General features: G+C 70.2%; 19 protein-coding genes. 9 read left to right on the top strand and 10 right to left on the bottom strand.

Annotation, left to right across the window (positions count from 1 at the left end):
• Positions 1–171: 171 nt before the first annotated feature.
• Both BN159_RS24885 and BN159_RS24880 read right to left on the bottom strand, forming a co-directional pair.
• Entirely contained in the window at positions 172–1,029 is an 858-nt protein-coding gene (locus BN159_RS24885) for a helix-turn-helix domain-containing protein (RefSeq protein ID WP_015659759.1), read from the bottom strand.
• Positions 1,030–1,363: 334 nt separating this feature from the next.
• A complete protein-coding gene (locus tag BN159_RS24880) occupies positions 1,364–2,119 on the bottom strand; it encodes a GOLPH3/VPS74 family protein (protein WP_015659758.1) in 756 nt (251 codons plus the stop codon).
• 218 nt (positions 2,120–2,337) lie between these two features.
• On the opposite strand from BN159_RS24880, the gene BN159_RS24875 reads away from it, so the two are divergent.
• Both BN159_RS24875 and BN159_RS24870 read left to right on the top strand, forming a co-directional pair.
• The gene (locus BN159_RS24875) at positions 2,338–5,025 is read left to right on the top strand and encodes a D-alanyl-D-alanine carboxypeptidase (protein WP_015659757.1); all 2,688 of its coding nucleotides are present in this window, start codon (positions 2,338–2,340) and stop codon (positions 5,023–5,025) included.
• A 197-nt stretch (positions 5,026–5,222) separates the two neighbouring features.
• Positions 5,223–7,076 carry a hypothetical protein gene (locus BN159_RS24870; RefSeq protein ID WP_015659756.1) on the top strand — a complete coding sequence of 618 codons (1,854 nt, stop codon included), beginning with the start codon at positions 5,223–5,225 and terminating at the stop codon, positions 7,074–7,076.
• A 4-nt stretch (positions 7,077–7,080) separates the two neighbouring features.
• Here the strand turns inward: BN159_RS24870 and BN159_RS24865 are convergent, their stop codons facing one another.
• Positions 7,081–7,923, bottom strand: a complete 843-nt coding sequence (locus tag BN159_RS24865; protein WP_015659755.1) for a hypothetical protein — start codon at positions 7,921–7,923, stop codon at positions 7,081–7,083.
• 81 nt (positions 7,924–8,004) lie between these two features.
• Between BN159_RS24865 and BN159_RS24860 the strand changes: the two genes are divergently transcribed.
• A complete protein-coding gene (locus BN159_RS24860) occupies positions 8,005–8,793 on the top strand; it encodes an SDR family oxidoreductase (RefSeq protein ID WP_015659754.1) in 789 nt (262 codons plus the stop codon).
• Between the two features lie 126 nt (positions 8,794–8,919).
• Positions 8,920–10,488, top strand: coding sequence for a sodium:solute symporter family protein (locus tag BN159_RS24855; protein WP_015659753.1), 1,569 nt, complete (start codon positions 8,920–8,922; stop codon positions 10,486–10,488).
• Here the strand turns inward: BN159_RS24855 and BN159_RS24850 are convergent.
• Positions 10,473–11,588 (bottom strand): ADP-ribosylglycohydrolase family protein, encoded by a 1,116-nt coding sequence (locus BN159_RS24850; RefSeq protein ID WP_041821837.1) that lies wholly within the window; start codon positions 11,586–11,588, stop codon positions 10,473–10,475. The two genes, BN159_RS24855 and BN159_RS24850, sit on opposite strands and share 16 nt — an antisense overlap.
• 130 nt (positions 11,589–11,718) lie before the next feature.
• On the opposite strand from BN159_RS24850, the gene BN159_RS24845 reads away from it, so the two are divergent.
• Positions 11,719–12,528 (top strand): helix-turn-helix domain-containing protein, encoded by an 810-nt coding sequence (locus BN159_RS24845; RefSeq protein WP_015659751.1) that lies wholly within the window; start codon positions 11,719–11,721, stop codon positions 12,526–12,528.
• Positions 12,525–12,713: a DUF397 domain-containing protein gene (locus BN159_RS24840; RefSeq protein WP_015659750.1), complete on the top strand. Its 189-nt coding sequence runs from the start codon at positions 12,525–12,527 to the stop codon at positions 12,711–12,713. Before BN159_RS24845 ends, BN159_RS24840 begins: the two co-directional genes overlap by 4 nt.
• Here the strand turns inward: BN159_RS24840 and BN159_RS24835 are convergent.
• Positions 12,701–15,838 (bottom strand): tetratricopeptide repeat protein, encoded by a 3,138-nt coding sequence (locus tag BN159_RS24835; RefSeq protein WP_041819813.1) that lies wholly within the window; start codon positions 15,836–15,838, stop codon positions 12,701–12,703. The genes BN159_RS24840 and BN159_RS24835 overlap by 13 nt on opposite strands.
• Positions 15,839–15,898: 60 nt before the next feature.
• On the opposite strand from BN159_RS24835, the gene BN159_RS24830 reads away from it, so the two are divergent.
• Complete coding sequence (locus BN159_RS24830) at positions 15,899–16,396, top strand: DUF2165 domain-containing protein (RefSeq protein ID WP_015659748.1); 498 nt, start codon at positions 15,899–15,901, stop codon at positions 16,394–16,396.
• On the opposite strand, the gene BN159_RS24825 is transcribed toward BN159_RS24830, so the two are convergent.
• The 4 genes from BN159_RS24825 to BN159_RS24810 are packed head-to-tail and all read right to left on the bottom strand — an operon-like array spanning position 16,397 to position 20,729.
• Entirely contained in the window at positions 16,397–16,594 is a 198-nt protein-coding gene (locus BN159_RS24825; protein WP_015659747.1) for a hypothetical protein, read from the bottom strand. It lies immediately after the preceding gene.
• An 18-nt stretch (positions 16,595–16,612) separates the two neighbouring features.
• Complete coding sequence (locus BN159_RS24820) at positions 16,613–17,179, bottom strand: L,D-transpeptidase (protein ID WP_041819811.1); 567 nt, start codon at positions 17,177–17,179, stop codon at positions 16,613–16,615.
• 59 nt (positions 17,180–17,238) lie between these two features.
• Positions 17,239–19,851 (bottom strand): bifunctional FO biosynthesis protein CofGH, encoded by a 2,613-nt coding sequence (locus BN159_RS24815; protein ID WP_015659745.1) that lies wholly within the window; start codon positions 19,849–19,851, stop codon positions 17,239–17,241.
• A gap of 29 nt (positions 19,852–19,880) precedes the next feature.
• Positions 19,881–20,729, bottom strand: a complete 849-nt coding sequence (locus tag BN159_RS24810) for an LLM class F420-dependent oxidoreductase (RefSeq protein ID WP_015659744.1) — start codon at positions 20,727–20,729, stop codon at positions 19,881–19,883.
• Between the two features lie 83 nt (positions 20,730–20,812).
• Here BN159_RS24810 and BN159_RS24805 point away from each other — a divergent pair, with 83 nt between their 5' ends.
• The gene (locus BN159_RS24805) at positions 20,813–22,324 is read left to right on the top strand and encodes a CehA/McbA family metallohydrolase (RefSeq protein WP_015659743.1); all 1,512 of its coding nucleotides are present in this window, start codon (positions 20,813–20,815) and stop codon (positions 22,322–22,324) included.
• Between the two features lie 76 nt (positions 22,325–22,400).
• Here the strand turns inward: BN159_RS24805 and BN159_RS24800 are convergent, their stop codons facing one another.
• The gene (locus BN159_RS24800) at positions 22,401–23,186 is read right to left on the bottom strand and encodes an endonuclease/exonuclease/phosphatase family protein (RefSeq protein WP_041819809.1); all 786 of its coding nucleotides are present in this window, start codon (positions 23,184–23,186) and stop codon (positions 22,401–22,403) included.
• Positions 23,187–23,258: 72 nt separating this feature from the next.
• On the opposite strand from BN159_RS24800, the gene BN159_RS24795 reads away from it, so the two are divergent.
• The gene (locus BN159_RS24795; RefSeq protein WP_015659741.1) at positions 23,259–23,651 is read left to right on the top strand and encodes a nitroreductase/quinone reductase family protein; all 393 of its coding nucleotides are present in this window, start codon (positions 23,259–23,261) and stop codon (positions 23,649–23,651) included.
• Positions 23,652–23,657: the final 6 nt, after the last annotated feature.

The raw sequence follows: 23,657 nt of genomic DNA, 5'->3' as shown, positions 1-23,657 counted from the left end.
GGGATGTGCTGTCCGCACGGCACGTTTGCGCCAATCGGTGTTCCTCGATGGCGTGATCGACGCTACTCGCCAACATCGATGTGCGGAGCGACTATTCACTCGACTGGATGGCATATTCCAGTGGGGACTTCCGCCGCGGCCGGGCGAACCTGTATCCTCCGGCGCCGCGCCTCAGGAGGCGTAGTCCTTGGCCACCTTCGCGATGAACTCCCGGCTCTGGTCGGCGTTGAGAGCCTGGGCCCGCAAGTGCTCGTACATCACGCTGTACTTCTGGACGTCCTGCGCCTTCTCCAGGTAGAGGGCGCTGGTCACGCCCTCGATGTAGACCACGCTGGAGTCGGCGGCGTCCGGGAACTCCAGGATCGCGTACTGGCCGCTCACGCCGGGGTGGGCGCCCATGCTGAACGGGATGCACTGCACGGTGACATGGGGCAGCCGGGACATCTCGATGAGGTGCTCCAGCTGCTCGATCATCACGTGCCGGCTGCCGACCTCGCGGCGCAGCGCCGCCTCGTCCAGGACGGCCCACAGGCGCAGCGGGTTCTCCGGGGCAGAGATACGTTCCTGTCGGCGCAGCCGCACCTGGACGCGCTTGTCGATGTCGGTCGGTGTGACCTCCGGCAGCGCGCCCGCGATCAGCGACTCCGCGTAGCTCTTCGTCTGGAGCAGACCGGGGACGACCTGGGGGTCGTACACGCGAAGGCTCGCCGCGTCGGTCTCCAGGCCGATGTAGACGCTGTACGGGATGTCGCCGAACGAGTGCCACCAGCCCTGCTGGCGGGAGTCCTTGGCCATCTGCATCAGGGAGTCGACGATCCGGACGTCCTCGACCTCGTAGACCCCGCACAGGTCACGCACGTCGCGCTGGCTGATGCTGCGGCGGCCGTTCTCCAGGCGGCTGATCTTCGACTGGGAGACCAGCAGCCGCTCGGCCACCTCTTCGGCGGTCATGCCCTTGAGTTCGCGGAGCCGGCGCAACTCCTGACCCAGCCGGCGGCGCCTGACAGTGGGATTGACATTGGACGCCACGGGACGTGCACCTCCGGCTGCAAGTACTGCTTGCGACTTTGCGTATCTGCTGTTGAGCAGACTGCCACCAAGGTGCTTTCTACCGCTGGGAAACGGTGGATATGCGCTGCATACGCGCCAGTTCGGGGCACGGCGCCAAGTTGCCGGGGCACCCCCGGACTTGCTCGGCCCTCCCCGGACTTGCCCAACCCTGCCCGGACATGCGGCCGCGCGGGGCGGCGGGACCGTGTCGCCGTCCGGACACAACGGTCCCGTCGCCCCGCGCGGACCAGCGGCTCCCGTACCGGTCTGGGGGACGGTGCTGACGTGCGGGCTTACGTCGTGGAACTGCGGCTCAGTGAGCCACGACGCGTGCCATCGAGCCTCGGCGCGGTTGCATCGGAACGCCACGAGCGGGTTCCGGTGCCGCCCTGCCTCCTGGGGCCGGCTGGCGGCCCGCCGGAGCGGGGCTGCGGCGCGGCTGGGCCGCGACGCCGTTCTGGACGTCCATCACGGCGTGCGCGACGAGACCGCCCATGGGGTCGTGCCTGATCAGGTCCCGCAACCGGGATCGAGAGGAACGCCCCTCGTTGCCCGGGTACAGGTGTTTGCCGAGGCCGACCGCGTGTGCCAGTGCGGCGAGCGCCGCGGTCCGCGGGTCCGGCGGTACGCCGGTGCGGATCGCGGAGTCCAGCCGGGCCCTGATCTCCCGGCTGATTTCGGTGTCCGTCGCTTGGTAGCGAGTCGTCGGCAGCACCCCGCACATCTGTCCCGGTACGGCGGCGACCATGCCGCACCGCTCCAGATGCGAGAGGTAGGTCTGGCGCAGCCCCAGGCGGGGCCCGCCGATCCAGTGGACGGCACGTACGGGAGCGCCACGCCTGCGCAGCAACTCCAACGCACAGTCCAAAGTCGGATCTCCAGTCGGCCGTGGTGCCACCACGGCGATACGATCCCCGTCAGGGGCTATCCGTCCGGCCAGCGCCAGCTCCACTAGCTGTGCTCCGGCCAGACCGAGGTCGAGCGACTGCGGCTGTGCAGTGGTACCCGTGGCCGGGTCCAGTGCCAGCAGCAGAAGCTCCTCCGGAATTGTTCTGCGGCTCCTGCCCATCCATGCCTCCCCGCGTGGATGAAAGACAGGGTGACCCCTCTCACATTGGTCTGTCGAGGGTGCGTGACCTGTTTGTAAGGGAACCAGTAGGTATGTCGTTCTCGTCTTCAGCGTCAGGCAAGCCCGCACACAGGACACTGGTACATGGTTCGGACAGCGCTGCGGAGCGGTGTCCAGGGCGGCGACGGTTCAGACTTAGCACGGTTTAGGAGGCATCGGTGGCGGGCGAGTCCCCCGACAGTTCGAAGCAGCGCGAGTCGTCGGCAGAACCGACGTCGGGGAGCGCGGGTGCGGTTCCGGAACCCCGGAACAATTCCACCGACCCCCGCCTCGCGATGTCCCGCGGAGGCGTGGACACGGCAACCCGAGTGTTGTCGGCCCAGGACCTGGCAGAGGCCAGGAAGTCGACCCCGGACCCCTCGGAGCCGTCCGAGTCGTCCGAGACCTCCGAAGCCTCCGAGGAACCGACCCAGCCCGAGGCGGAGGCCGCCACCCCGCCCGCCAACGACCGCCTGCGCGCCGCCGTAGCGGCCTGGGTGGCAAGCGGCGACGAGCGCGCGACCGGGGGCACGGAGACGCCGGAGGCGGCGGAGCCCGAGGCGGCGGGTACGGCGGAAGCCGACACCGACGCTGACGCTGCCGCCGAGGCTGACGCCGACAGCGATGTCACCCGCGCCGGGGAGGCAGAGCGGGTTGCCACCGACCCCGAGGACGCGAAGCCCGGGGCTGAGGTTGACAGCGAAGACGCCCCTGCCGGGGATGAGTCGGACGACGACACCGACCCCGCCGCGAAGGACGAGGCGCCCCAGGATGCAAAGCCCGAGTCGGAGGCCACCGCCGACGACTCGGACGCCGACGCGGACACCGAGCCGGAAGCCGCCACGTCCACCGAGGAGCAGCCGGAAGCCGCCGACGAGGCGCCGGACGCCACGGACGACAGGGCCCCAGCCCAGGACGCCCAGCCCGCCCACACAGCCGACAAGAGCCCGTCGGCCGACGCCCCCGCACCCACCAGCGGCGCCAAGACCACCGAACGAGACACCACCGCCGCCACCGGCGACCCCCGGACCGCAGCCGCGCCCGCCACCGGCGACGCCCGGCCCACGGCCGAGCCCGACGCCGCCAAGGGCGCCCCGCGCGACGCCTCCACGCCCGTGGACGCCAAGACCACCCTGCTCGCACGCGTCGACGGCAAAGCCGCCCCGGCGCCCACCCAGGGCAAGACCACCCCGCCCGCCACCGCCGACGACGAGTCCGCCCGGCCCGCGCCCGCATCCGCCGCCGACAAAGCCACCTCGGCCCCCGCCGAAGGCAAGGCCACCCCGGCCGCGCCGGCCGATGCCGAGTCCGCCGCGCCCGCGCCCGCCGCCGGCAAGGCCACCCCCGCCCCCACCCAACCCAAGACCACCCCACCCGCGCCCGCCGACGGCGAGTCCGCCCCGCAGGGGCCACCCGCACCCGGCGACGCAAGCCGCAGGGATGGTGCGGGTGGGAAGAAGACGGGCGATGGCGGAGCCAAGGCCGTTGATCAGCCGACCACCGCGCTGCGGTTCGTGCCGCTCAAGTCGGACATCACCACCGCCATCCCCCAGGTCGGCCCGGAGCGGACGACGCAGCAGCCGCTGCCGCCCAAGCCGCCGCTCGACCTGTTGGCCGAGCTGACCAACACCCCGCCGCCGCCGGAGACGCCGGTGCGGACCCTGGTGCGGCGGGTGAAGATCTGGACCCCGCTCGTACTGCTGCTCGTCATCGTGTTCGCGATCGTGCAGTCCGTGCGGCCCGTACCCACCCCCACCCTCGACCTCACCGCGGAGTCCTCCTACACCTTCGAGGGGTCCAAGGTCGACATCCCCTGGCCCGCCGACGGACAGGCCGCGCTCGATGTCCAGGGCATCGGCACCTTCGGCTCCTCCGGGGAGCAGAAGCCCGTGCCGATCGCCAGTGTCGCCAAGGTCATGACCGCCTACGTCATCCTTCGCGATCACCCTCTCAAGAGTGGGGAAGAGGGCCCCAAGATCGAGATTGATCAGGCTGCCGAGGAGCAGTCGGACGCCGGGCAGGAATCCACCGTGGACGTCTTCGCCGGTGACTCCATCACTCAGCGCGAGGCCCTGGAGAGCATTCTCATCGCGTCCGCGAACAATGTCGCCCGGCTGCTTGCCCGCTGGGACGCCGGTTCCGAGAAGGCCTTCGTGGAGAAGATGAACTCCGCCGCCGAGGACCTCGGGATGAGCAACACGACCTACACCGATCCCTCCGGGCTCAACGACACCACCGTCTCCACCGCCGTCGACCAGGTCAAGCTCGCCAAGGCTGCCATGGAGTCCCCCGCCTTCCGCGAAGTCGCCGCGATGATGTCCTACGACGACTACAAGGGGCAGAACCACGGCAACTGGAATCAGTTGGTGGGGAAGAACAACGTCGTCGGCATCAAGACCGGCACCACCACCTCCGCCCTCGGCAACCTCGTGTTCGCCGCGAAGCAGGACGTCGGTGGCGAGACGCGGACCATCGTCGGCGCCGTCGTGCGGCAGCCGGACGCGGGCGGTGGCATCCTCGCCGCCGCGCTCGACTCCGGCGACAAGCTGATCACCGCGGCACAGAACGCCCTGGAGTCGGCGACGCTGCTGAAGAAGGGCGACGTCGTCGGATACGTCGACGACGGCCTCGGCGGCCGTACCGCCGTCGTCGCGACGAAGGACGTCAAGGCGGCCGGCTGGTCGGGCCTGAAGGTGGAGCTGGACTTCGCCGCCGACGAGGTACCGCACGAGGCGAAGGCCGGTACCAAGGTCGGCACGCTCACCGTCGGCGACGGCGGTACCGCGGGCGCGGTCAAGGTGCCGGTGGCGCTCCGGACCGACCTCGTCGAGCCCGGGTTCATGGCGAAGCTCACTCGCATCCTCTAGAAGACAAAAGCACCGCAGCCCGTCGGCCGCCCCCACCCCGGGAGCCGCTCGGCGGGCTGCGTGCTAGCGTCACGAAACGGGTCAGGTCGCCGCCCACAAGGCACGACCGGGAAAACCTCAGGGACAGGGCCGACAACACGCGGGAAACTCGACGCGGCCAGAACAGAACACAGGACACCACGGGGAGTGCCTTAACGGTGGCCACCGCTGAGCCGACGCGCGCCGACAACGACGCCGCCGAGACGGGCCCGGGAACCGGCCCGCGAATACGCGTGCCCGCACCCCCGGCAGAGGAGCCGGCCGGGGAGCCGGAGAAGACCGGCCCGAGGGCCGCCTTCCTCACCCTCCGTGAGCGACTCCTCCGCCACCCCGTCCTCTCCGTCACCGCCCTCGCCGGTGTCCTGCACATCGTCTGGTTCTTCACCTTCGCCAACAGCGGCGGCGACCTCGCCGCCCAGGACGCCTGGGCCGAGTTCGTCGGCCGCCACCCGGACTCCGCGTACAACCTGGCCTGGTACGGCGGCATGCATCCGGTGTCGTACAGCGTCGTCTCGCCGTATCTGATGTCCGTGCTGGGCGTCCGGACGACGATGATGATCGCCGGGACCGTCTCCGCCGGGCTCCTCACGCTCGTCCTCATCCGCAGCCGCTCCGTGCGCAATCCCCTGTGGGCCGCGCTGGCCGGGGTGTTCGCGCTCCTGTGCAACGCGGCCTCGGGCCGGGTCACCTACGGGCTCGGCACGATGTTCGCGCTCGGCGCGGTGGCGGTCGTGTTCTGCTGGCCGTACCGCTGGCGCTACAAGCGCTGGGCGAAGGCGCTCGCCGCGGCCCCGCTGGCCGCGCTCGCGACGATGGCCTCGCCGGTCGCCGGACTGTTCGTCGGTTTGGTCGCGGTGGCGCTGTTCCTCCAGAAGCGGCGGCCCGGCGCCTGGGCGCTGGGGCTCGCGCCGGCCGCGGTGGTGGCCGTGTCGGCGCTGCTGTTCCCCTTCTCCGGGACGCAGCCGATGAACGTCGCCTCGGTGCTGCTGCCGTTCGCCTCCGCGGTGCTGGTGCTCTTCCTCGTCCCCAAGGAGTGGACGACGGTCCGGCTCACCTCGGCGGTCTACGCGCTGTCGGTGCTGCTGGTGTGGCTGATCAGCTCGCAGATCGGCTCCAACATCACCCGCCTGTCCATGCTGTTCGCGGGCGTCGCGCTGGTGGCCGCGCTGCCGTTCACGGTGCCGCGCTCGCGCAAGTGGTACGCCACCGTGCTGGCCGTCGTCGGGTTCACGGTGTGGATCGGCGCGAAGACGGTCGTCGACATCGTGCACACCACCCCGGCCGCCTCCTGGGCCCGCGAGCTGGCGCCGCTGGTCAACGAGCTCCAGGAGGTCGGCGCCGAGAAGGGCCGGGTGGAGGTCGTCCCGGCCCGCTCGCACCGCGAGGCGTCCGCGCTCGCGCCGTACGTCAATCTCGCCCGCGGCTGGAACCGCCAGGCCGACATGGAGCGCAACCCGCTCTTCTACGACGACACCCTGAACTCGGCGAACTATCTGGAGTGGCTGAACCGCTGGGCGGTGCACTTCGTGGTGGTGCCGAAGGACGAGCCGGACGGGGACGGCGGCAAGCGCGAGCGGCAGCTGGTGCAGCGCGGGATGCCGTATCTGAAGCAGGTGTGGGGCGACGCCAACTGGCAGCTGTTCCAGGTGATCGACCCGGCGCCGCTGGCCGAGCCGAACACCGTGGTGGAACGGGCCGAGCAGGGCGAGTGGACGATGCGGGTGAGCGAGCCGGGCCGGGTGCTGATCCGGATCCCGTACTCGCCGTGGCTGAGCCTCGTCGACGCCGAGGGCAAGAAGCTCGATCCGCCCCAGGAGACGGAGGCGTCCAAGGACCGCCCGGACGGCGAGCCGAAGACGTACGACAACGTCAACGGCTGCCTGCTGGAGACCGAGGAGGACGCGCTCGGGGACCAGTGGACGATGCTGGTGGCCCCGAAGGCGGGCGTCTACCGGCTGGCGGCGCCCTACGACGTGCAGCGGGGCACCCCGTGTCCGGACGAGCTGAAGTAGTCCTTCACCGCAGTCGGTCCACGTACTTGTCGGTGCCGGGGACCGTCGGGACGAAGGGGGCCAGCAACTCGATCCGCCCGAGCCCTTCCGCGCTCAGGCCCGTGAAGTACGGCTCCCAGCACTCCCGCGGATCCGCTTCCAGGAACCACAGCAGCGTCAGCCGCGTGTCCACGCCCTCGACCTGCTTGACGTAGGTCATCCGGTCGCCGGGGAGCGGGGTGGGCCGGAAGATCGTCACCATGGCGGCCGGGGAGCCCGCGAGGCGCTTGGGGAGGTGGCGGGCGCGCAGCCACTCCAGAAGTTCGGCGCGCTGCTCGGCCGACTCGGCGTCGATCACCTCCAGGACCAGGCCCGCGTACGGGTGGTCCAGCGCGTGGAAGTCCCGGGGTCCGGCGGCGCCGTCGCGGTACACCGTGGCCTCGTGGTCCTGGAACGCGGTGAAGACGTGGGTGCGGTCCTGGTAGACGCGGGCGTCGCGGTTGAGGCGCTTGTTGATGGCGACGGTCCACTTCATGTGGTCGGCGTAGCGGCCCGCGGTGATCCAGTACGTCGAGAGGTAGCAGCCCGCGGTGACGGGCTGGGCCACGGCCGACTTCTCGGGCTCGCGCAGGAGCTGGAGATCCCGGGTGGCGACCCAGCGGCGGCCCGAGTACATCCAGGGCATGGCCATGGCGCCGGCGTAGTAGTGATCGTCCTCGTACCAGCGGTTGTAGGCGTACTCATGGCCCGGGTGCGGTTCGACCATGGTGATCAGGGCGTGGCCCGGGCGGACTCCGTACGGGCCGACGGCGGCCAGTTCGGCGTAGACGTCGCTGCGGGTGTCGTCGCCGCGGGTGTCGTCGCTCATGCGGTTCCCCTTTCCTGTTCCAGCGGTCGCCCATACTCTGACGCTCCGTCAGATAGAGGTCCAGGGACAGGAGGGGACGAAATGGCACTGCTCGCGGACAGGACCGTGGTCGTGTCGGGGGTCGGGCCCGGACTCGGCCATCAGATCGCGGCGGCGGTCGTACGGGACGGCGGGAACGCGGTCCTCGGGGCGCGGACGGAGGCCAACCTCGCCAAGAGCGCGGCGGAGATCGATCCGGGCGGGGCGCACACCGCGTACCGGACGACGGACATCACCGACGAGCGGCAGTGCGAGGCGCTGGCGGGGCTGGCGCTGGAGCGGTTCGGGCGGATCGACGGGGTCGTCCATGTGGCCGCCTGGGACAGCTACTTCGGCGGCCTGGCGGACGCGGACTTCACCACCTGGCAGTCGGTGCTCGACGTGAACCTGCTCGGCTCGCTGCGGATGACGCGGGCGTGCCTTCCGGCGCTGAAGTCGGGCGGCGGCGGCTCGGTGGTGTTCATCGGGACGCAGTCGGCGGTGGCGGCGCCCTCACAAGTGCGGCAGGCCGCGTACGCCGCGTCCAAGGGAGCGTTGACCAGCGCGATGTACTCGCTGGCGCGGGAGCTGGGCCCGGAGCGGATCCGGGTCAACACCGTGCTGCCGGGCTGGATGTGGGGGCCGCCGGTGCAGGCGTACGTCCAATTCACCGCGCAGACGGAAGGGGTCGGGGAGCCTGCCGTGCTGAAGCGGCTGACGGACCGGATGGCACTGCCGGAGCTGGCCACGGACGGTGATGTGGCGGATGCGGCGGTGTTCCTGGTGTCGGATCGGGCGCGAGCGATCACCGGACAATCGTTGCTGGTCAACGCGGGGGAGCTGATGCGTTGAGTTCACATACATAAACCGGAACCACCATCGCGAATACTTTTACCTCCCCTTGACCTTACGCTCACTTGTCGTGTTCACGAGGCAGCGCCCACGATGAGCGCCGGGTCGAACCCTGGGAGGGCGCACATGAACGGTCTCGACTGGGCCGTGCTCATCGGCTATTTCGGCGTGATGGTGGCGATCGGCATCTGGTCGCACAAACGCGTGGACAACGTGAGCGACTTCTTCACGGCCGGCGGGAAGATGCCGTGGTGGCTCTCCGGGATCTCGCACCATATGTCCGGCTACAGCGCGGTGATGTTCACGGGTTATGCGGGCATCGCCTATACCTACGGCGTCACATCCTTCGTCACCTGGTCCTTCCCGATCGCCCTGGGCATCGCCATCGGGTCGAAACTCTTCGCCCCGCGGATCAACCGGCTCCGGTCCCGCCTCCATGTGGCCTCCCCGCTGGAGTACTTGAAGAGCCGGTACGACCTGAAGACCCAGCAGGCGCTGGCCTGGTCCGGGATGCTGCTGAAGATCGTGGACGTCGGCGCGAAGTGGGCGGCGATCGCCACCCTGCTCTCCGTGTTCACCGGGATCTCGCTCAACCAGGGCATCCTGATCACGGGTTGCATCACGGCCGTGTACTGCACGATCGGCGGCCTGTGGGCGGACGCGCTCACCGAGTTGGGGCAGTTCGTCATCCAACTCCTCGCCGGTGTCGCGATGTTCGTGGCCGTCGTCGTCGAACTGGACGACAAGGGCATCGGGTTCTTCGGGGCCTGGGACGAGCCGGCGCTCCAGGGCCACGACAAACCGCTGGTCGGGCCGTACGGAACGGTCTTCCTGCTCGCGTTCCTCTTCATCAAGCTGTTCGAGTACAACGGCGGCATGCTCAACCAGGCCCAGCGGTACATGGCCACGCCGAGCGCGCGTGAGGCGGAGCGTTCGGCCCGGCTGTCGGCGGCGCTGTGGCTGATCTGGCCGCTGGTGCTGTTCTTCCCGATGTGGATGTCGCCGCTGCTGGTGGAGTCGCAGAAGCCGGACGGCTCCGACTCCTACGGCCTGATGACCGAACAGCTCCTGCCGCACGGCCTGTTGGGCCTGGTGATCGTCGGCTTCTTCTCCCACACCATGGCGATGTGCTCGTCCGACGCCAACGCCATCGCGGCGGTGTTCACCCGGGACTGCGCGCCGGTGATCTGGCGCCGGGCGCGTAGCTGGAGCGAGGGTCAGGGCCTCAAGGTGGCCCGTGTGACGACGGTGGTCTTCCTGGGCCTGTCCATGGCGGCGGCCACGCAGGTCAACTCGCCGACGTTCGGGGACATCATCACGGTCGTGATCAAGTGGGTGGCCGGACTGATGGGCCCGATGGCGATCCCGATGATGCTGGGCCTGCTGCGCCCGTTCCGCCGCTCCGGTCCCACCGCGGCGCTGACCAGCTGGTCGATGGGCTTGCTGGCCTTCTGGCTGGTCAACTACCCGATCCACTGGAACGTCGACGGCGGCGTGCCGCTCCAGTACCAGGTCTCGATCCCGCTCGCCGTCTCCCTGGTCCTGTACATCCTGATCGGCTACATCAAGCCGGAGGACACCCCGGAGCGGCTGGCCATCATCGACAAGGTGAACACGGACGGGGACGGGGCGGCGGCCGCGGCCGTCCCGACTCCGGCCGGACCCGTGGACGAGGTGGCTCAGCCCCGCGGATAGCGGGCGAGCCAGCCCGGGGCCGAGCCCGCCGGGCCGTGCAGGGCCGGGCCCTGGGTCATCTCCATCGCGAAGTCGTCGGCCAGTTCCAGAATCGTGGGACGGCCCTCCAGCTCGGCCAGCCAGGCCGGCGGGAGGGCCGTCTCGCCGTGCAGGGCCCCCAGAAGACCACCGGTCAGCGCCGCGGTGGCCCCCGACGGACCGTCGTGGTTGACCGACAGACACAGACCATGGCGTACGTCCTCACCCACCAGGGCGCAGTACACCGCCGCCGCCAGCACCCCGTCCGCCGTGGCCGCACCCATCAGCTCCTCCACCCGCCCCGGGGCGGGCATGCCCTGGCGCACCGCGCCGAGCGCGTGCTGGAGGGCCTGAGAAACCGTTTCGTGGCCCGGCCGGGCGGCCAGCAGCGCCAGCGCGCGCTGTACGGCACCGTCCAGGCTGTCGCCGCAGGCCAGCGCGTGCACGATCACCGCGTACGCGCCCGCCGACAGGTACCCCACGGGGTGGCCGTGGGTCTGGGCCGCGCACTCGATCGCCAACTGCGCCACCAGCTGAGGCTCCCAGCCGACCAACAGCCCGAAGGGCCCCGACCGCGCCGCCGCCTCCGGACCCGCCTCCCCTGGATTCTTGGGCGCGTCCAGGGTGCCCATCATCTCGTCGCCGAACCCGACGATCAGGGATCTCGCGGGGTCCCTCCGCGCGTACAGCCACTCCTCGCGGGCCAGCCAGCCGTCTTCCTTACGCCGCTCGTCGGGACCCCAGTCCCGCTGGGTCGCCGCCCACCGCAGATACGCCCGGTGCAGATCCGTCGGCGGATGCCAGGCGCCGGTGTCCCGGCGGACCTGCGCCCGTATCAACCCGTCCACCGTGAACAAAGCGAGCTGGGTGAGGTGGGTCACCGCACCGCGTCGGCCATACCCGACCCCGAGATCGACCAGCCCCTCGGCGCCGTACGCCTCCCGGATCTCCGCGAGCCCCATGGCATCCACAGGCGCGCCCAGCGCATCGCCCACGGCAGCACCGAGCATCGTCCCGCGCACCCGGCTACGGAAGTCCTGCTGCTCGGAGCGGCCCCAGACGGCGCCTCCTGTCGCACCCACGTTCAGCACTGTAATCGACCAGGAACGGTCGGTTCAGGTGCACCAAGTGAACCAAGGTGATCCTGTTTCCCTGGTCATGTAACTGAGCGTGGTTGATCCATCTACGCTGAGCAGCAAGGGAGGTGGCGGTGTGGAGGACGAGGAAGCAGCGGCCGTACTCAGGGCGGTGGGACGCCAGATCAAGCTGTGGCGAGAGGCCGCGGGACTGAAGCAGACGGAACTCGGGGACGCGGTCGGGTACGGCGAGGACATGGTCTCGGCGGTGGAGCGCGGCAAGCGGATCCCGAGGCCGGACTTCTTGGACAAGGCGGACGAGAAGCTCGGGGCGGGCGGGAAGATCTCGGCGATGAAGGGGGATGTGGAGGAGGCGCGGTATCCGAAGAACGTTCGGGATCTGGCGAAGCTGGAGGATGACGCGGTTGAGCTGGGTGCCTATACCGCCCTTCACATCCATGGCCTGCTCCAGACGGCGGAGTACGCCCAGGCCGTGTACGCGCTGCGGCGTCCGGCGTACACGGAAGAGGAGATCGAGCGTCATGTCGCCGCACGCATGGCGCGAAAGACCGTCTTCGATCGCACGCCCCGCCCGGAGATCACCTTTGTCCAGGAAGAGGTGACACTGCGAAGGCCGGTCGGGGGCAGAATGGTTCTGCGACGCCAGCTCGAACACCTGTTGGAGATCAGCCGGTTGAGCCACGTGACGATCCAGGTGATGCCGACGGATCTCGAGGATCACGCCGGTCTGAGCGGCCCGTTCCGACTGCTGAAACTCCAGAACGGCAAGACACTGGGGCACTTGGAGGTTCAGCTGCACAGCCGCGTGCTGAGTGATCCACGGGAGGTCCGGGTCCTGGAGTCGCGCTATGGAATGATCCGAGCGCAGGCTCTCTCACCTCGCGAGTCACTGGCCTTCATCGAAAAGGTGCTGGAGGAGACATGACCCCCACCCCGCTGACGTGGTTCAAGAGCAGCTACAGCAGCGCCGACGGCCCCGACTGCGTCGAGGTCGCCGTATCCCCCGCCGCCCCCACCATCCACATACGCGACTCCAAGAACCGAGACGGCGCCCAACTCGCCTTCGGCAACGACGCCTGGTCGACCTTCGTCAACACCTACTCCGCGTAACGCGCCTGAACGGCGTCGCGGGCGTTCTCGACCTCCCTGACGCGGGAGGCGAGTTGGGTCCAGTCGACGCCAGGGCAGTGGGCCAGGATGCGGAGGTAGTTGGCCAGTTGGGCGAGCGGAAGCCATTCGCTGGTGCGGGCCAGGATGTCGGCGAGCGCGCTGTCGGCGGCCGCCCACTCGCCACGGGCGTAAGCGATCATCATGTCGGCGTTGTCTGTCCTCTGCGGGTGCGACCGGAACAACGGCTCGAAGGGGCGGAACTCCTCCGTTTCCGCGAACGGCGGAACCGAGACGGGGTCCGCGTGGTCCCGCATCCACGTGGCAATGCCGGATGCCTGGTCCCACCGCCCCGCCACAGCGGCCGAGAGCCAACACAGTTGAGCGATGGGCCAGTTCTCCTCCCGTGCCGCGTCCTCCCACAGCCCGTCCAACAGACGGCGTGCCTCGTCATGCCGACCGGACAGGATGAAGACAAGTGCGCTGAGCTGAACCATGCCCGGGTTCTCCAGATCCCGCGGATCGAACTGCTCGGCATCGGCCAAGGCTTGGGGAAGCCGGCCGAGCGTGAGGCACATCCCTATCCGCAAGGCGTACAGGGCCACGTCGCGGGGGTTCAGAGCCACGGTCCGGTCCGGCTGTGGCCATGCCTGGTCGAGCAGAGTCACCGCCTCTACGGTCCGGCCCAGTCTGTACAGAATGCCCGCCCGTAGGACCAGCAGCTCCGGGTCGCTCCGCCCCAGCTCTTCCGCCCTGCCGACGTCCGCCAATGCCTCCGCGTGGTGACCGACGCCTTGGTGGGCCGCCGCGCGCCTCACGATGGCCCAACCGGAGCCATCGATCGCCACTGCCCGGTCCAGGTCAGTGAACATCCCTTCCTGGTCGCCCAGTTCACCCTTGAGGGAGGCACGGTGCACGAGCGCCCAGGGGTAGTCGGCGTTCAACTCGATCGCCCGGTCGTACGCCGCCCGCGCTTCCTCATGACGGCCCAGTTCCGCCAGCGCGTAGCCGCGCCCCGCGTGCGCCGAGGCGTAGTCGGGAACGAGTTCACAGGCCCGCCCGAGTTCCCGCACCGCTTCCTCGAACCGGTCCACCAGCCGATAGGCGTCCCCGCGCTCTGACGCCAGCCATGCGCTGGCCGGAGCCAGGTCCACCGCGCGGTCCAGATCAGCGAACGACTCGTCCAGCCGCCCTTGGGATCGGTACACCCTGGACCGGCGCACCAAGGCCCACAGATAGTCGCCCTCGATGCTCAGCGCCCGGTCGAAGTCGCTCAGTGCTCCGGTGGAATCACCCAGGGCATGTCTGCTCTGCCCCCGGTTTGCCCAAGCGCGCGCTTGCATCGGATCGAGCGCGATCACACGGTCGCAGCCCGCCACCACGTCTTCGTGCCGTCCCAGCATCTGAAGGATCGGCTGTTGGTTGATCAGGATTCGTACGTCGTCGGGCCGGAGCGCTTCGGCCTGTTCGAGGTCAGCGAGTGCCGCCGTGACATCGCCCTGTGCCGCAAGGGCGACGCCTCGGTCGTGAAAGACCCATGCGGACTGCGGATCCAGGGCCAGGGCCCGGTTGCACTCGTCGATGGCCCGCGCGAACTCCCCCTCCTTCGTGAGTTCCCTCCCCCGCAAGGCATGTGCCGCCGCTCGCGTCCGCGTGTCGGGCCCTGGACGGTTCAGCACCAGGTCCGCTGTTGCCAGGATGCCGCCCGACTCCCCCGAGAGAGCGTCCAGGAGTTCCCGCCCCCAGACCGACAGTTCATTCGCCCCGGCGTCCGCGCCCGCGTCAGCCAACGCCCGCGCACACGCTCCCGCGGCAGCCAAGTCCTCGCGACACGCCTCCACCACGTCCGCGAGAGCCTGGCTCAGGGCCGCACGGGGCCGGGCGCACAGCAGGTGGTACAGCTCCTCCGCCCGTAGCTCTCGCCACGTCCCGTCGAACCACAGCCTCTCCTCGGCGATCCCGTCCCCCGCATCCGCCCGCCACCGCCCATACGCCTCCGCCAGCCGCGCATGCCGCCCGGCCCAAAGGCGCGGCGCGCGCGACCGCTGGAGTCGGAGCATCGCCGTACGCACGACGTCGTGGTAGCGGGCCCCGCCCGCCCGCTCGCTCACGAACGACAGCTCGCACAACCAGCCGTACGACCCCTCCCCCGCGTCCTGGACCGCGACCTCGAACACGTCCCCGTCGAGCCGACGCGGGAACGCGCACGCCAGTGCCGCCTCCCTACGCCCCGGATCCCGCTCCCACTTCAGGAACCGCTCCACCGCCGTGGCCGTGGGATCGTCCGCCTCGCCGACCGCCCCGCCCGGCTGCTCCGCAAGGATCGACACCAACAACGGCAGCCGGTGGGACAGCCGCAACACCTCCCGCACCGCCCCCTCCTCCACCAGCCCTTTGGCCGAAAGGAGTTCGCGGGCCTCCGGCTCGGTGAAGGGCTCCAGGGGGAACTCGGTCACGAAGCCCGCGTAGTCGCCCCAGCGGGCGGGGTCCGGGCCTTCCCTGCCGGCGAGCGTGACGACGGTGTTCGCGGGAAGCGTGCCGTAGCGGCCGGTCATCGTCAGGTCCAACAGCCAGGCGTCCAGGAAGGGGCCCGTGCGCTCGTACGTGTCGAAGAACAGGGCGATCCAGGACCGGCGTTCGGCGATGCGATTCAGTTCCGAGACCAGCACCGGGGTCAGTACCTTCAGTGGCTCCAGGGCCAGTTGGACGTCGTCGCCGGTACGAAAGCGCGCGTCGGGGTCCGCGTCCGGCTCCGCCCAGGCGGACTCCGCCTCCTGGCGGCGCTGACGGTAGGCGGCCAGCTTCTTGTCGAGTTCCGGCAACTCTGCGCCCTGCACGGCGAATTGGGCGCTGATTGCCCCCAGCACCTCCGGCACGCCCTGCACCGTCTCGTCCAGCGTGGCCGTCAGCGCCCCGGCAGCCGTCGCGATCTCGGCCAACTTCCCCAGCAGCGAAGACTTTCCGACGCCTCCCGTGCCGTGGACATGGAAGAGGAAGCTGTGTCGGTCGTCGTCCGGCGGCAGGTCGAGGTTCTCCCGGAAGCGGGCCAACTCCGCACCCCGCCCGACGAATCCCGCCCGCTTACGCCGGCCGATCAGTTCCTGCATCGACGGTTCCGCCTGCGCCATGCGGCCATTCTTGCTCAGTGGCCGTGGATCACACCGCCGCGCCGGGGGAAGATGGCCGTCATGGCATCGACACCCCCACGCAACGCCCTCCGTCTCACCGCCACCCTGCTCACCGCGAGCGTCGCCCTCTACATGGCCCTCGTCGCCTTCGGGAACATCACGGACTTCGGGACGAACCAGCAGTTCGTGCAGCACGTCCTGGCGATGGACACCACGTTCAAGGACGACGATCTGATGTGGAGAGCCATCACCAGCAAGGGACTTCAGGACACGGCGTACGTCGCCATCATCGTCTGGGAGACCCTCGCCGCCCTCGTCCTGATATACGGCACCTGGCTCTGGTTCCGGCAGGGCGACCGGGCCGCCCGGCGCTGGTCCACCTACGGGCTGCTCATGGTCATGCTGCTGTTCGGAGCCGGGTTCATCGCGATCGGCGGTGAGTGGTTCGCCATGTGGCAGTCCGGGGACTGGAACGGACTGGACGCCGCGACCCGGGTCTTCGTGTTCAGCGGCATCGTGCTGATCGTCAACCACCTGCCGACCGCATCCGACACGTAATCAGTCGTCCGAGCTGTTACTGCTCCTGCTCGACCCCTTGTTGGACTTCATCAGCACCGTCAGCAGCTCACCGAGGCCCCGCGTCACGGCGGCCACCATGCGCGCCCAGCGCGGGGCCGTACCCCGGCTCGTCCACACGACACAGACGCAGCCACCAATGACCAGCGCCAGAATCAGGGCAAGGATCAATACGCCCACTGCCAGTACCCCCGCTCTCTACTCGACGACCGTCACGGTCGTCCCCGCCGTCCCGAACTTCCACAGCGCCGAGCCGTCCCCCGTCTTCATCCGGATCCCGCCGGTCCGGGTCCCGGACTCGGGCGGGGGCGGCGAGGAGCCGTCCACCGCGTTGGAGAAGGCGACGTTCACGCCGGACGCGACGGCGAAGTACACCACGTGCTCGATCTTCACGCCGTCCGACCCGGTGATCGGGTCCTCGGTGCGCTGACCGACCGTGTACTTGCCCGGATCGGGGTCGACGGTACCCGGCCACACGGTGAACGTCCGGCGCGTGGCCTCGCTCTCGTCCACCAGCCACACCCGCTTCTGGCCGAGCGAGTACACGATCCGGCGGCCCGTGCCGGAGCCGTCCGGCACCCGGGTCGGCTTGGCGGACTCGGTCTCCTTGGGCGCGGGCTCGGCGGTGGCGGAGGCGCTCGGCGGGGTGGCCGTGGCGGTGGGCTTCGGGCCCCGGTCCGCCTGTACGGCGAGGGCGACGACCACTGCTGTCGCCCCTACCGTCAGACCGGTCACCCAGACCTTCGGGGAAGGCACGGCACGGATCTCCTCAGCTCACCGACAGGGTCGGATCATCGTACTGCCAGCCGTCCGGCCCCCCGCCCTCAGTCCAGCACCGGCAGCAGCTCCGGCAGGTGCCCGTCCGAGGCCACCGCCGCCCGCTGCCGTTCCTCCGGGACCTCGCCGTACAGCGTGGTGCGCGGGCGAGCGGGGCGGCCTGCCGCCTCGGCCACCGCGACAAGATCCTTGACCGACTTGTAGGAGCCGTACGAGGAACCCGCCATCCGGGAGATCGTCTCCTCCATCAACGTGCCGCCGAGGTCGTTGGCGCCCGAGCGGAGCATCTCCGCCGCGCCCTCCGCGCCGAGCTTCACCCAGCTCGTCTGGATGTTGGGGATGTGCGGGTGCAGGAGGAGGCGGGCCATCGCCGTCACCGCGCGGTTGTCGCGGATGGTCGGGCCGGGGCGTGCGATGCCGGCGAGGTACACCGGCGCGTTGGTGTGGATGAAGGGGAGCGTCACGAACTCCGTGAAGCCGCCTGTCTGTTGCTGGATGCGGGCCAGGGTGCGGAAGTGGGCGAGCCAGTGGCGCGGCTGGTCGACATGGCCGTACATCATCGTCGAGGAGGAGCGGATGCCCAGCTCGTGCGCCGTGGTGATCACCTCGATCCAGGTCGCCGTGGGCAGCTTGCCCTTGGTGAGCACCCAGCGGACCTCGTCGTCCAGGATCTCCGCCGCCGTGCCGGGGATCGAGTCCAGGCCCGCCTCCTTGGCCGCGGTCAGCCACTCGCGGATCGGCATGCCGGTGCGGGTGGCGCCGTTGACGACCTCCATCGGCGAGAAGGCGTGCACATGCATCCCGGGGACCCGGGCCTTCACCGCCCGCGCGATGTCGAAGTACGCCGTCCCCGGCAGGTCGGGATGGATCCCGCCCTGCATGCAGACCTCCACCGCGCCCACGTCCCAGGCCTGCTGGGCCCGGTCGGCGACCTGCTCCAAGGAGAGCGTGTAGGCGTCGGCGTCCGTGCGGCGCTGGGCGAAGGCGCAGAAGCGGCAGCCGGTGTAGCAGACGTTCGTGAAGTTGATGTTCCGCGTGACGATGTACGTCACATCGTCGCCGACCGCCGCCCTGCGGACGTCGTCGGCGATCCGGGTCAGCGCGTCCAGTGCCGGTCCGTCGGCGTGCAGCAGCGCGAGGGCCTCGGCGTCCGTCAGCTTCGTCGGGTCGTCGGCCGCCGTCGCCAGGGCAGCCCGGACGTCGGTGTCGATGCGCTCCGGGACCATGCCGGGCGCGGCGGCCTCGCGCAGGGCGCCCCAGTCGCCGTACACCTCGTCGAAGTCGTCGCGCCGGTCGGACGTACGGCCCTCGGTGTCGATCGTGGCGTGCAGATCCGTACGGCCGCTCGCCTCGAACGCCTCCTCGGGCTCCTGCCAGGGGCGCCCCTCCACGACGGCACTCTCCAGGGCGAGGCCCGTCTCCGGGTCCGCCAGCGCCGCCACGTGCGGGCGCAGCCGCGGGTCCAGCCAGGGCTCTCCGCGGCGCACGAACTCCGGGTACACGCACAGCCGTTCACGCAGCTCGAACCCGGCGGTGCGGGAACGCTCGGCCAGCTCCTCGATCTGCGGCCAGGGCCGCTCGGGGTTCACATGGTCGATGGTCAGCGGGGAGACCCCGCCCCAGTCGTCGATCCCGGCGCCGATGAGCCGCTCGTACTCGGAGTCCACGAGGTTCGGCGGGGCCTGAAGGCAGGCACTCGGACCCATGAGGTGCCGGGCGACGGCCACGGTCGCGACCAGCTCGTCCAGTTCCGCGTCCGGCATGCCGCGCATCGCCGTGTCCGGCTTGGCCCGGAAGTTCTGGATGATCAGTTCCTGGATGCCGTGGTAGGCGCGGGAGATCTTGCGGAGGGCGAAGAGGGACTCGGCACGCTCCTCGTACGTCTCGCCGATGCCGATCAGGATTCCCGAGGTGAAGGGCACGGACGAACGGCCGGCGTCCTCCAGGACGCGCAGGCGGACGGCCGGTTCCTTGTCCGGGGAGCCGTGGTGGGGGCCGCCGGGCTCCGACCACAGGCGGGTGGCGGTGGTCTCCAGCATCATGCCCATGGAGGGTGCGACGGGCTTGAGCCGCTGGAAGTCGGTCCAGCTCATGACGCCCGGGTTGAGGTGCGGGAGCAGTCCCGTCTCCTCCAGGATCCGGATGGAGATCGCGCGGACGTAGGCGATGGTGTCGTCGTACCCGTGGGCGTCCAGCCACTCCCTGGCCTCGGGCCAGCGGTCCTCGGGCTTGTCGCCGAGGGTGATGAGGGCTTCCTTGCAGCCGAGGGCGGCGCCCTTGCGGGCGATGTCCAGCACCTCGTCCGGGGACATGAACATCCCGTGCCCTGCGCGGCGCAGCTTGCCGGGGACCGTGACGAAGGTGCAGTAGTGGCACTTGTCACGGCAGAGCCGGGTGAGGGGGATGAAGACGCTCTTGGAGTACGTGATGACGCCGGGGCGGCCTGCTTGTTCGAGACCGGCGTCGCGTACTCGGGCGGCGGACGCGGTGAGGTCGGTGAGGGCCTCGCCCCGTGCTTGGAGCAGCACGGCCGCCTCGGTGACGTCGAGGGCGACGCCGTCCCTTGCTCGTTTCAGGGCGCGACGCATGGAGTTCTCGGTCGGACCGCTGCCGCCGGGGCGGTCGGTGGGGCCGGTTCCGTTCGTCGCCGAAGTCGTCATCCTTCGAGCATACGGTCGAGGTGATCAGGTCAGCCGAGGTAGGCGGCGTAGTCGTCCAGCACCCGGAGCACTTCCGCCTCCCCCGCCGGCGGCAGTTGCGCCACGACCTCCTCGATGCCAAGGTCCGCGTAGTGCGCCAGCTTCCCGGCGCTGGGGTAGATGGCGTACGGCACCACCTGGAGCGCGGCGGGGTCGCGGCCGGCGTCCGTCCAGGCTTCGCGCAGCACCGGGAGGGTCTCGGTCAGGCCTCGGCCGCCGATGGGCATCCAGCCGTCGGCGTAGTCGCAGACGTGGGAGAAGAGTTTGGGGCCCGCGGCGCCGCCTACCAGCGTGCGGGGGCCGATGACCGGGCCGCGCGGCTTCTGCACCGGCTTGGGGTAGGCGTGGGAGGCGCGGACTCCGCCGAACTCGCCCTCGTAGGCCGTCGGTTCCTCCGACCACAGCGCGCGCATCAGGGCCATCCGGTCGCGGACCAGGTCACGTCGGGTGCGCCAGTCGACGCCGTGATCGGCGGCCTCCTCGACGTTCCAGCCGAAGCCGAGGCCGAGGGTCAGCCGGCCGTCGGAGAGGTGGTCGACGGTGGCGATCTGCTTGGCCAGGGCGATCGGGTCGTGCTGGGCGACCAGCGTGATCCCGGTGCCGAGGCCCAGCCGCTCGGTCACGGCGGCGGCCTGGCCGAGCGCGACGAAGGGGTCGAGGGTACGGCCGTACTCGGGCGGCAGTTCACCGCCCGCCGGGTACGGCGTGGTGCGCTCGACGGGGATGTGGGTGTGCTCGGGCAGATACAGCCCCGCGAACCCACGCTGCTCCAGCTCTCGGGCGAGCCGGGTCGGGGTGATCGTCTCGTCGGTCAGGAAGATCGTGACGGCGATTCTCATGGCCCATCTGTACCGGCGGTGGCGTAAGAAGTCGATACCGGCCCTTCCTTACGAGTTCATGCCGGCGGGGAACACTCCGGGACATGTGTGATGACGACGCAAGGCTCGGAAGACGCGCCCTGTTCGTGACGGGCGCCGCGGCGGCGCTTACGTTGGGGAGCGTGACCTTCGCGAGAGGGGCGGACGACATGCACCACACCGAGACCCGCACGGTGAGCGGGACTCTGCCGCCCGGCTCGCCCGATTTCGTGTACGTCCCCGTCGAAGTACCGGACGGGGTACGGGAGATCAAGGTCTCCTACACCTACGACCGCCCCGCGGTCCCCGCCGGAACCCCCGGCAACGCCCTGGACATCGGCATCTTCGACGAACGCGGCACCGACCTCGGCGGCAAGGGCTTCCGGGGCTGGTCGGGCGGCGCCCGCACGGAGTTCTTCATCCGCGCCGACGACGCGACCCCGGCGTATCTCCCCGGCCCGGTGAACGAGGGCACCTGGCACATCGCCCTCGGCCCCTACACGGTCGCCCCGCAGGGCCTCGCCTACGAGCTCACGATCACCCTCTCCTACGGCGAGCCCGGCCCCGTCGCCGAGCCCGTGTACCCGCCGGAGCGGGCCCGGGGCCGCGGCCGGGACTGGTACCGCGGCGACTGCCATCTGCACTCCTGGTACTCCGACGGCCGCCGCACGCCCGCCGAGATCGCCTCGCTGGCGCGTGCCGCGGGCCTGGACTTCATCAACAGCTCGGAGCACAACACGCACTCCGCGCACGCGCACTGGGCGGAGGCGGCCGGGGACGATCTGCTGGTGCTGCTCGGCGAGGAGGTCACCACCCGCAACGGTCACGTCCTGGCCCTTGGCACGGATCCCGGCACCTTCGTCGACTGGCGCTATCGGGCCCGCGACAACCGGTTCGGCAAGTTCGCCCGGCAGATCCGCAAGGCCGGGGGGCTGGTCGTACCGGCCCATCCGCACGCCACCTGCATCGGGTGCAACTGGAAGTTCGGGTTCGGGGAGGCGGACGCGGTCGAGGTGTGGAACGGGCCGTACACGCCCGACGACGAGGTGGCGCTGGCCGACTGGGACGGGATGCTGGTGGCGTCGGTGCGGGAAGGGCGGTCCTGGATCCCGGCCATGGGTAACTCCGACGCGCATCGGTCGCCTGACCCTGTGGGGTCGCCGCAGACCGTGGTTCTCGCCGATGACTTGACTCGGGAGGCCGTGTTGGAGGGGATTCGGGCGGGGCGGTCGTATGTCGCCGAGTCCCGGAATGTGTCGCTGTCCTTCACGGCCTCGGGTGGGAGGGGTTCGCACGCGGGGATCGGGGAGCGGCTTCGGGTCGGGCGCGATACTCCGGTGACTGTGCGGGTGGAGGTAGCGGGTGGGCCTCGGTGTCATGTGCGGTTGGTGACGGATCAGGGGGTGCTGTTCACGAGTGGGCCGCTGCCGGTGTCGGGGGCGGGGGTTGTGGAGTGGGTGACTTCTCCGTCTTATGCGGCTTATGTGCGGGCGGAGTTGCGGCATGAGGCTGTGGTGGGGCCGTTGCCGGGGGCGTTGGCGGCGTTTACCAATCCGATCTTCCTGGGGCGGGATTAGGTCTTTTGGCTGCGGGCCGGTGGGGGCTGGTCGCGCCCACGCGGCGGAGCCGCAAATCGATACAGCCCCGCGCCCCTCAGGTGGGATCGGTGACCGTCAGTTCGACTACGACGGCCGCGTGGTCGGACGGCCAGATACCGTCCACCGGATGGTCCCCGGCCCGGCTCACGTCCCGCACTGACCCCGGACCGCCCAGATAGACGTAGTCGATCCGCGCTTCCTGCCGCGTCCGGCCCATGCGGTACGGGAGCGCCGGGTCCCAGTCCCAGGTTGCCGACGGGGCTGCCGGGGCCGCCGCCTCTGTCCAGGCGTCTCTGAAGTGGCCTCGGAACTGGCTCAGTTCCTCGGAGTCCGACTCGGCGTTGAAGTCGCCGGTGACGATGACGGTGCCTTCTCGGCGGGCGAACTCCGCCAGGGCGGCGGCCTGTTCGGTGCGGACGGCGGTCGTGTCCGGGGCCGAGGTCAGGTGGGCGGTGATGAAGGAGACGGGGCCGGTTCGGGCGTACAGACCGAGCCGCCCGTCGTCCAGGTCGGGCGGGACCGGCAGCCGTAGGACTTCCCTCTCCTCCACCGGCCAGCGGCTCAGGATCGCGTTGCCGATGTCGATCGACGGGTCGTCGATGCGGCGGCGCCAGCGGTCGGGGGCCGGGGAGGGGGCCCAGGTCCAGTGGAGGTCCAGTTCGGTGGCGAGCCACTCCGCCAGGTTCTCGCCGTCGGCGGACCAGACCTCCTGGAGGCCGACGAGGTCGGGGCGCAGGTCGCGCAGTACGGAGAGGATCGCCTTCTGCCGTTCGCGCCAAGGCCCGAACCGCCACCACAGGTTCCAGGTCATCACGCGCACGGCCACCCGCCCCTCGGTCATGACACCGTCAAGGGCACCATTAAAAGGGACGCAGATGACAACCACCGGACGACCACAGGAGCCCGACCGACCATGCCCCGCAGCATCGAGCGCAAGTACCGGGCCGTCACGGCCTTTCAGCGCCGGCTCAACGCCGTCATGCGCCGACTGCCGAACCACACCCTGCTGGAGACCACGGGCCGCACCTCGGGCCTGCCGCGCCGCACCCCGGTCGGCGGGCGGCGCGTGGGCGACTCCTTCTGGCTGGTCTCGGAGTTCGGCGAGCGTTCGCAGTACGTGCGCAACATCGTGGCCGACCCGAAGGTGCGGGTCCGCATCCACGGCCGCTGGCACACGGGCACGGCCCATCTGATGCCGGACGACGACCCGGTGGCACGGCTGCGGACCCTGCCTCGCTTCAACAGCGCGGCGGTCCGGGCGATCGGCGCACAGCTGCTGACCGTACGCGTGGACCTGGACACCTGAGCCGGG

The organism is Streptomyces davaonensis JCM 4913, assembly GCF_000349325.1.
Lineage (GTDB): Bacteria > Actinomycetota > Actinomycetes > Streptomycetales > Streptomycetaceae > Streptomyces > Streptomyces davaonensis.
Note: the sequence above shows the minus strand (reverse complement) of the source record. Positions and strands in the feature narration are given on the sequence as shown.

Coding starts and splice junctions, on each gene's coding strand:
- BN159_RS24880 (WP_015659758.1), bottom strand. CDS start 2,119: ATGGGCAGGAGCCGCAGAACAATTCCGGAGGAGCTTCTGCTGCTGGCA.
- BN159_RS24865 (WP_015659755.1), bottom strand. CDS start 7,923: ATGAGCGACGACACCCGCGGCGACGACACCCGCAGCGACGTCTACGCC.
- BN159_RS24860 (WP_015659754.1), top strand. CDS start 8,005: ATGGCACTGCTCGCGGACAGGACCGTGGTCGTGTCGGGGGTCGGGCCC.
- BN159_RS24855 (WP_015659753.1), top strand. CDS start 8,920: ATGAACGGTCTCGACTGGGCCGTGCTCATCGGCTATTTCGGCGTGATG.
- BN159_RS24840 (WP_015659750.1), top strand. CDS start 12,525: ATGACCCCCACCCCGCTGACGTGGTTCAAGAGCAGCTACAGCAGCGCC.
- BN159_RS24835 (WP_041819813.1), bottom strand. CDS start 15,838: ATGGCGCAGGCGGAACCGTCGATGCAGGAACTGATCGGCCGGCGTAAG.
- BN159_RS24830 (WP_015659748.1), top strand. CDS start 15,899: ATGGCATCGACACCCCCACGCAACGCCCTCCGTCTCACCGCCACCCTG.
- BN159_RS24815 (WP_015659745.1), bottom strand. CDS start 19,851: ATGACGACTTCGGCGACGAACGGAACCGGCCCCACCGACCGCCCCGGC.
- BN159_RS24810 (WP_015659744.1), bottom strand. CDS start 20,729: ATGAGAATCGCCGTCACGATCTTCCTGACCGACGAGACGATCACCCCG.
- BN159_RS24805 (WP_015659743.1), top strand. CDS start 20,813: ATGTGTGATGACGACGCAAGGCTCGGAAGACGCGCCCTGTTCGTGACG.
- BN159_RS24800 (WP_041819809.1), bottom strand. CDS start 23,186: ATGACCGAGGGGCGGGTGGCCGTGCGCGTGATGACCTGGAACCTGTGG.
- BN159_RS24795 (WP_015659741.1), top strand. CDS start 23,259: ATGCCCCGCAGCATCGAGCGCAAGTACCGGGCCGTCACGGCCTTTCAG.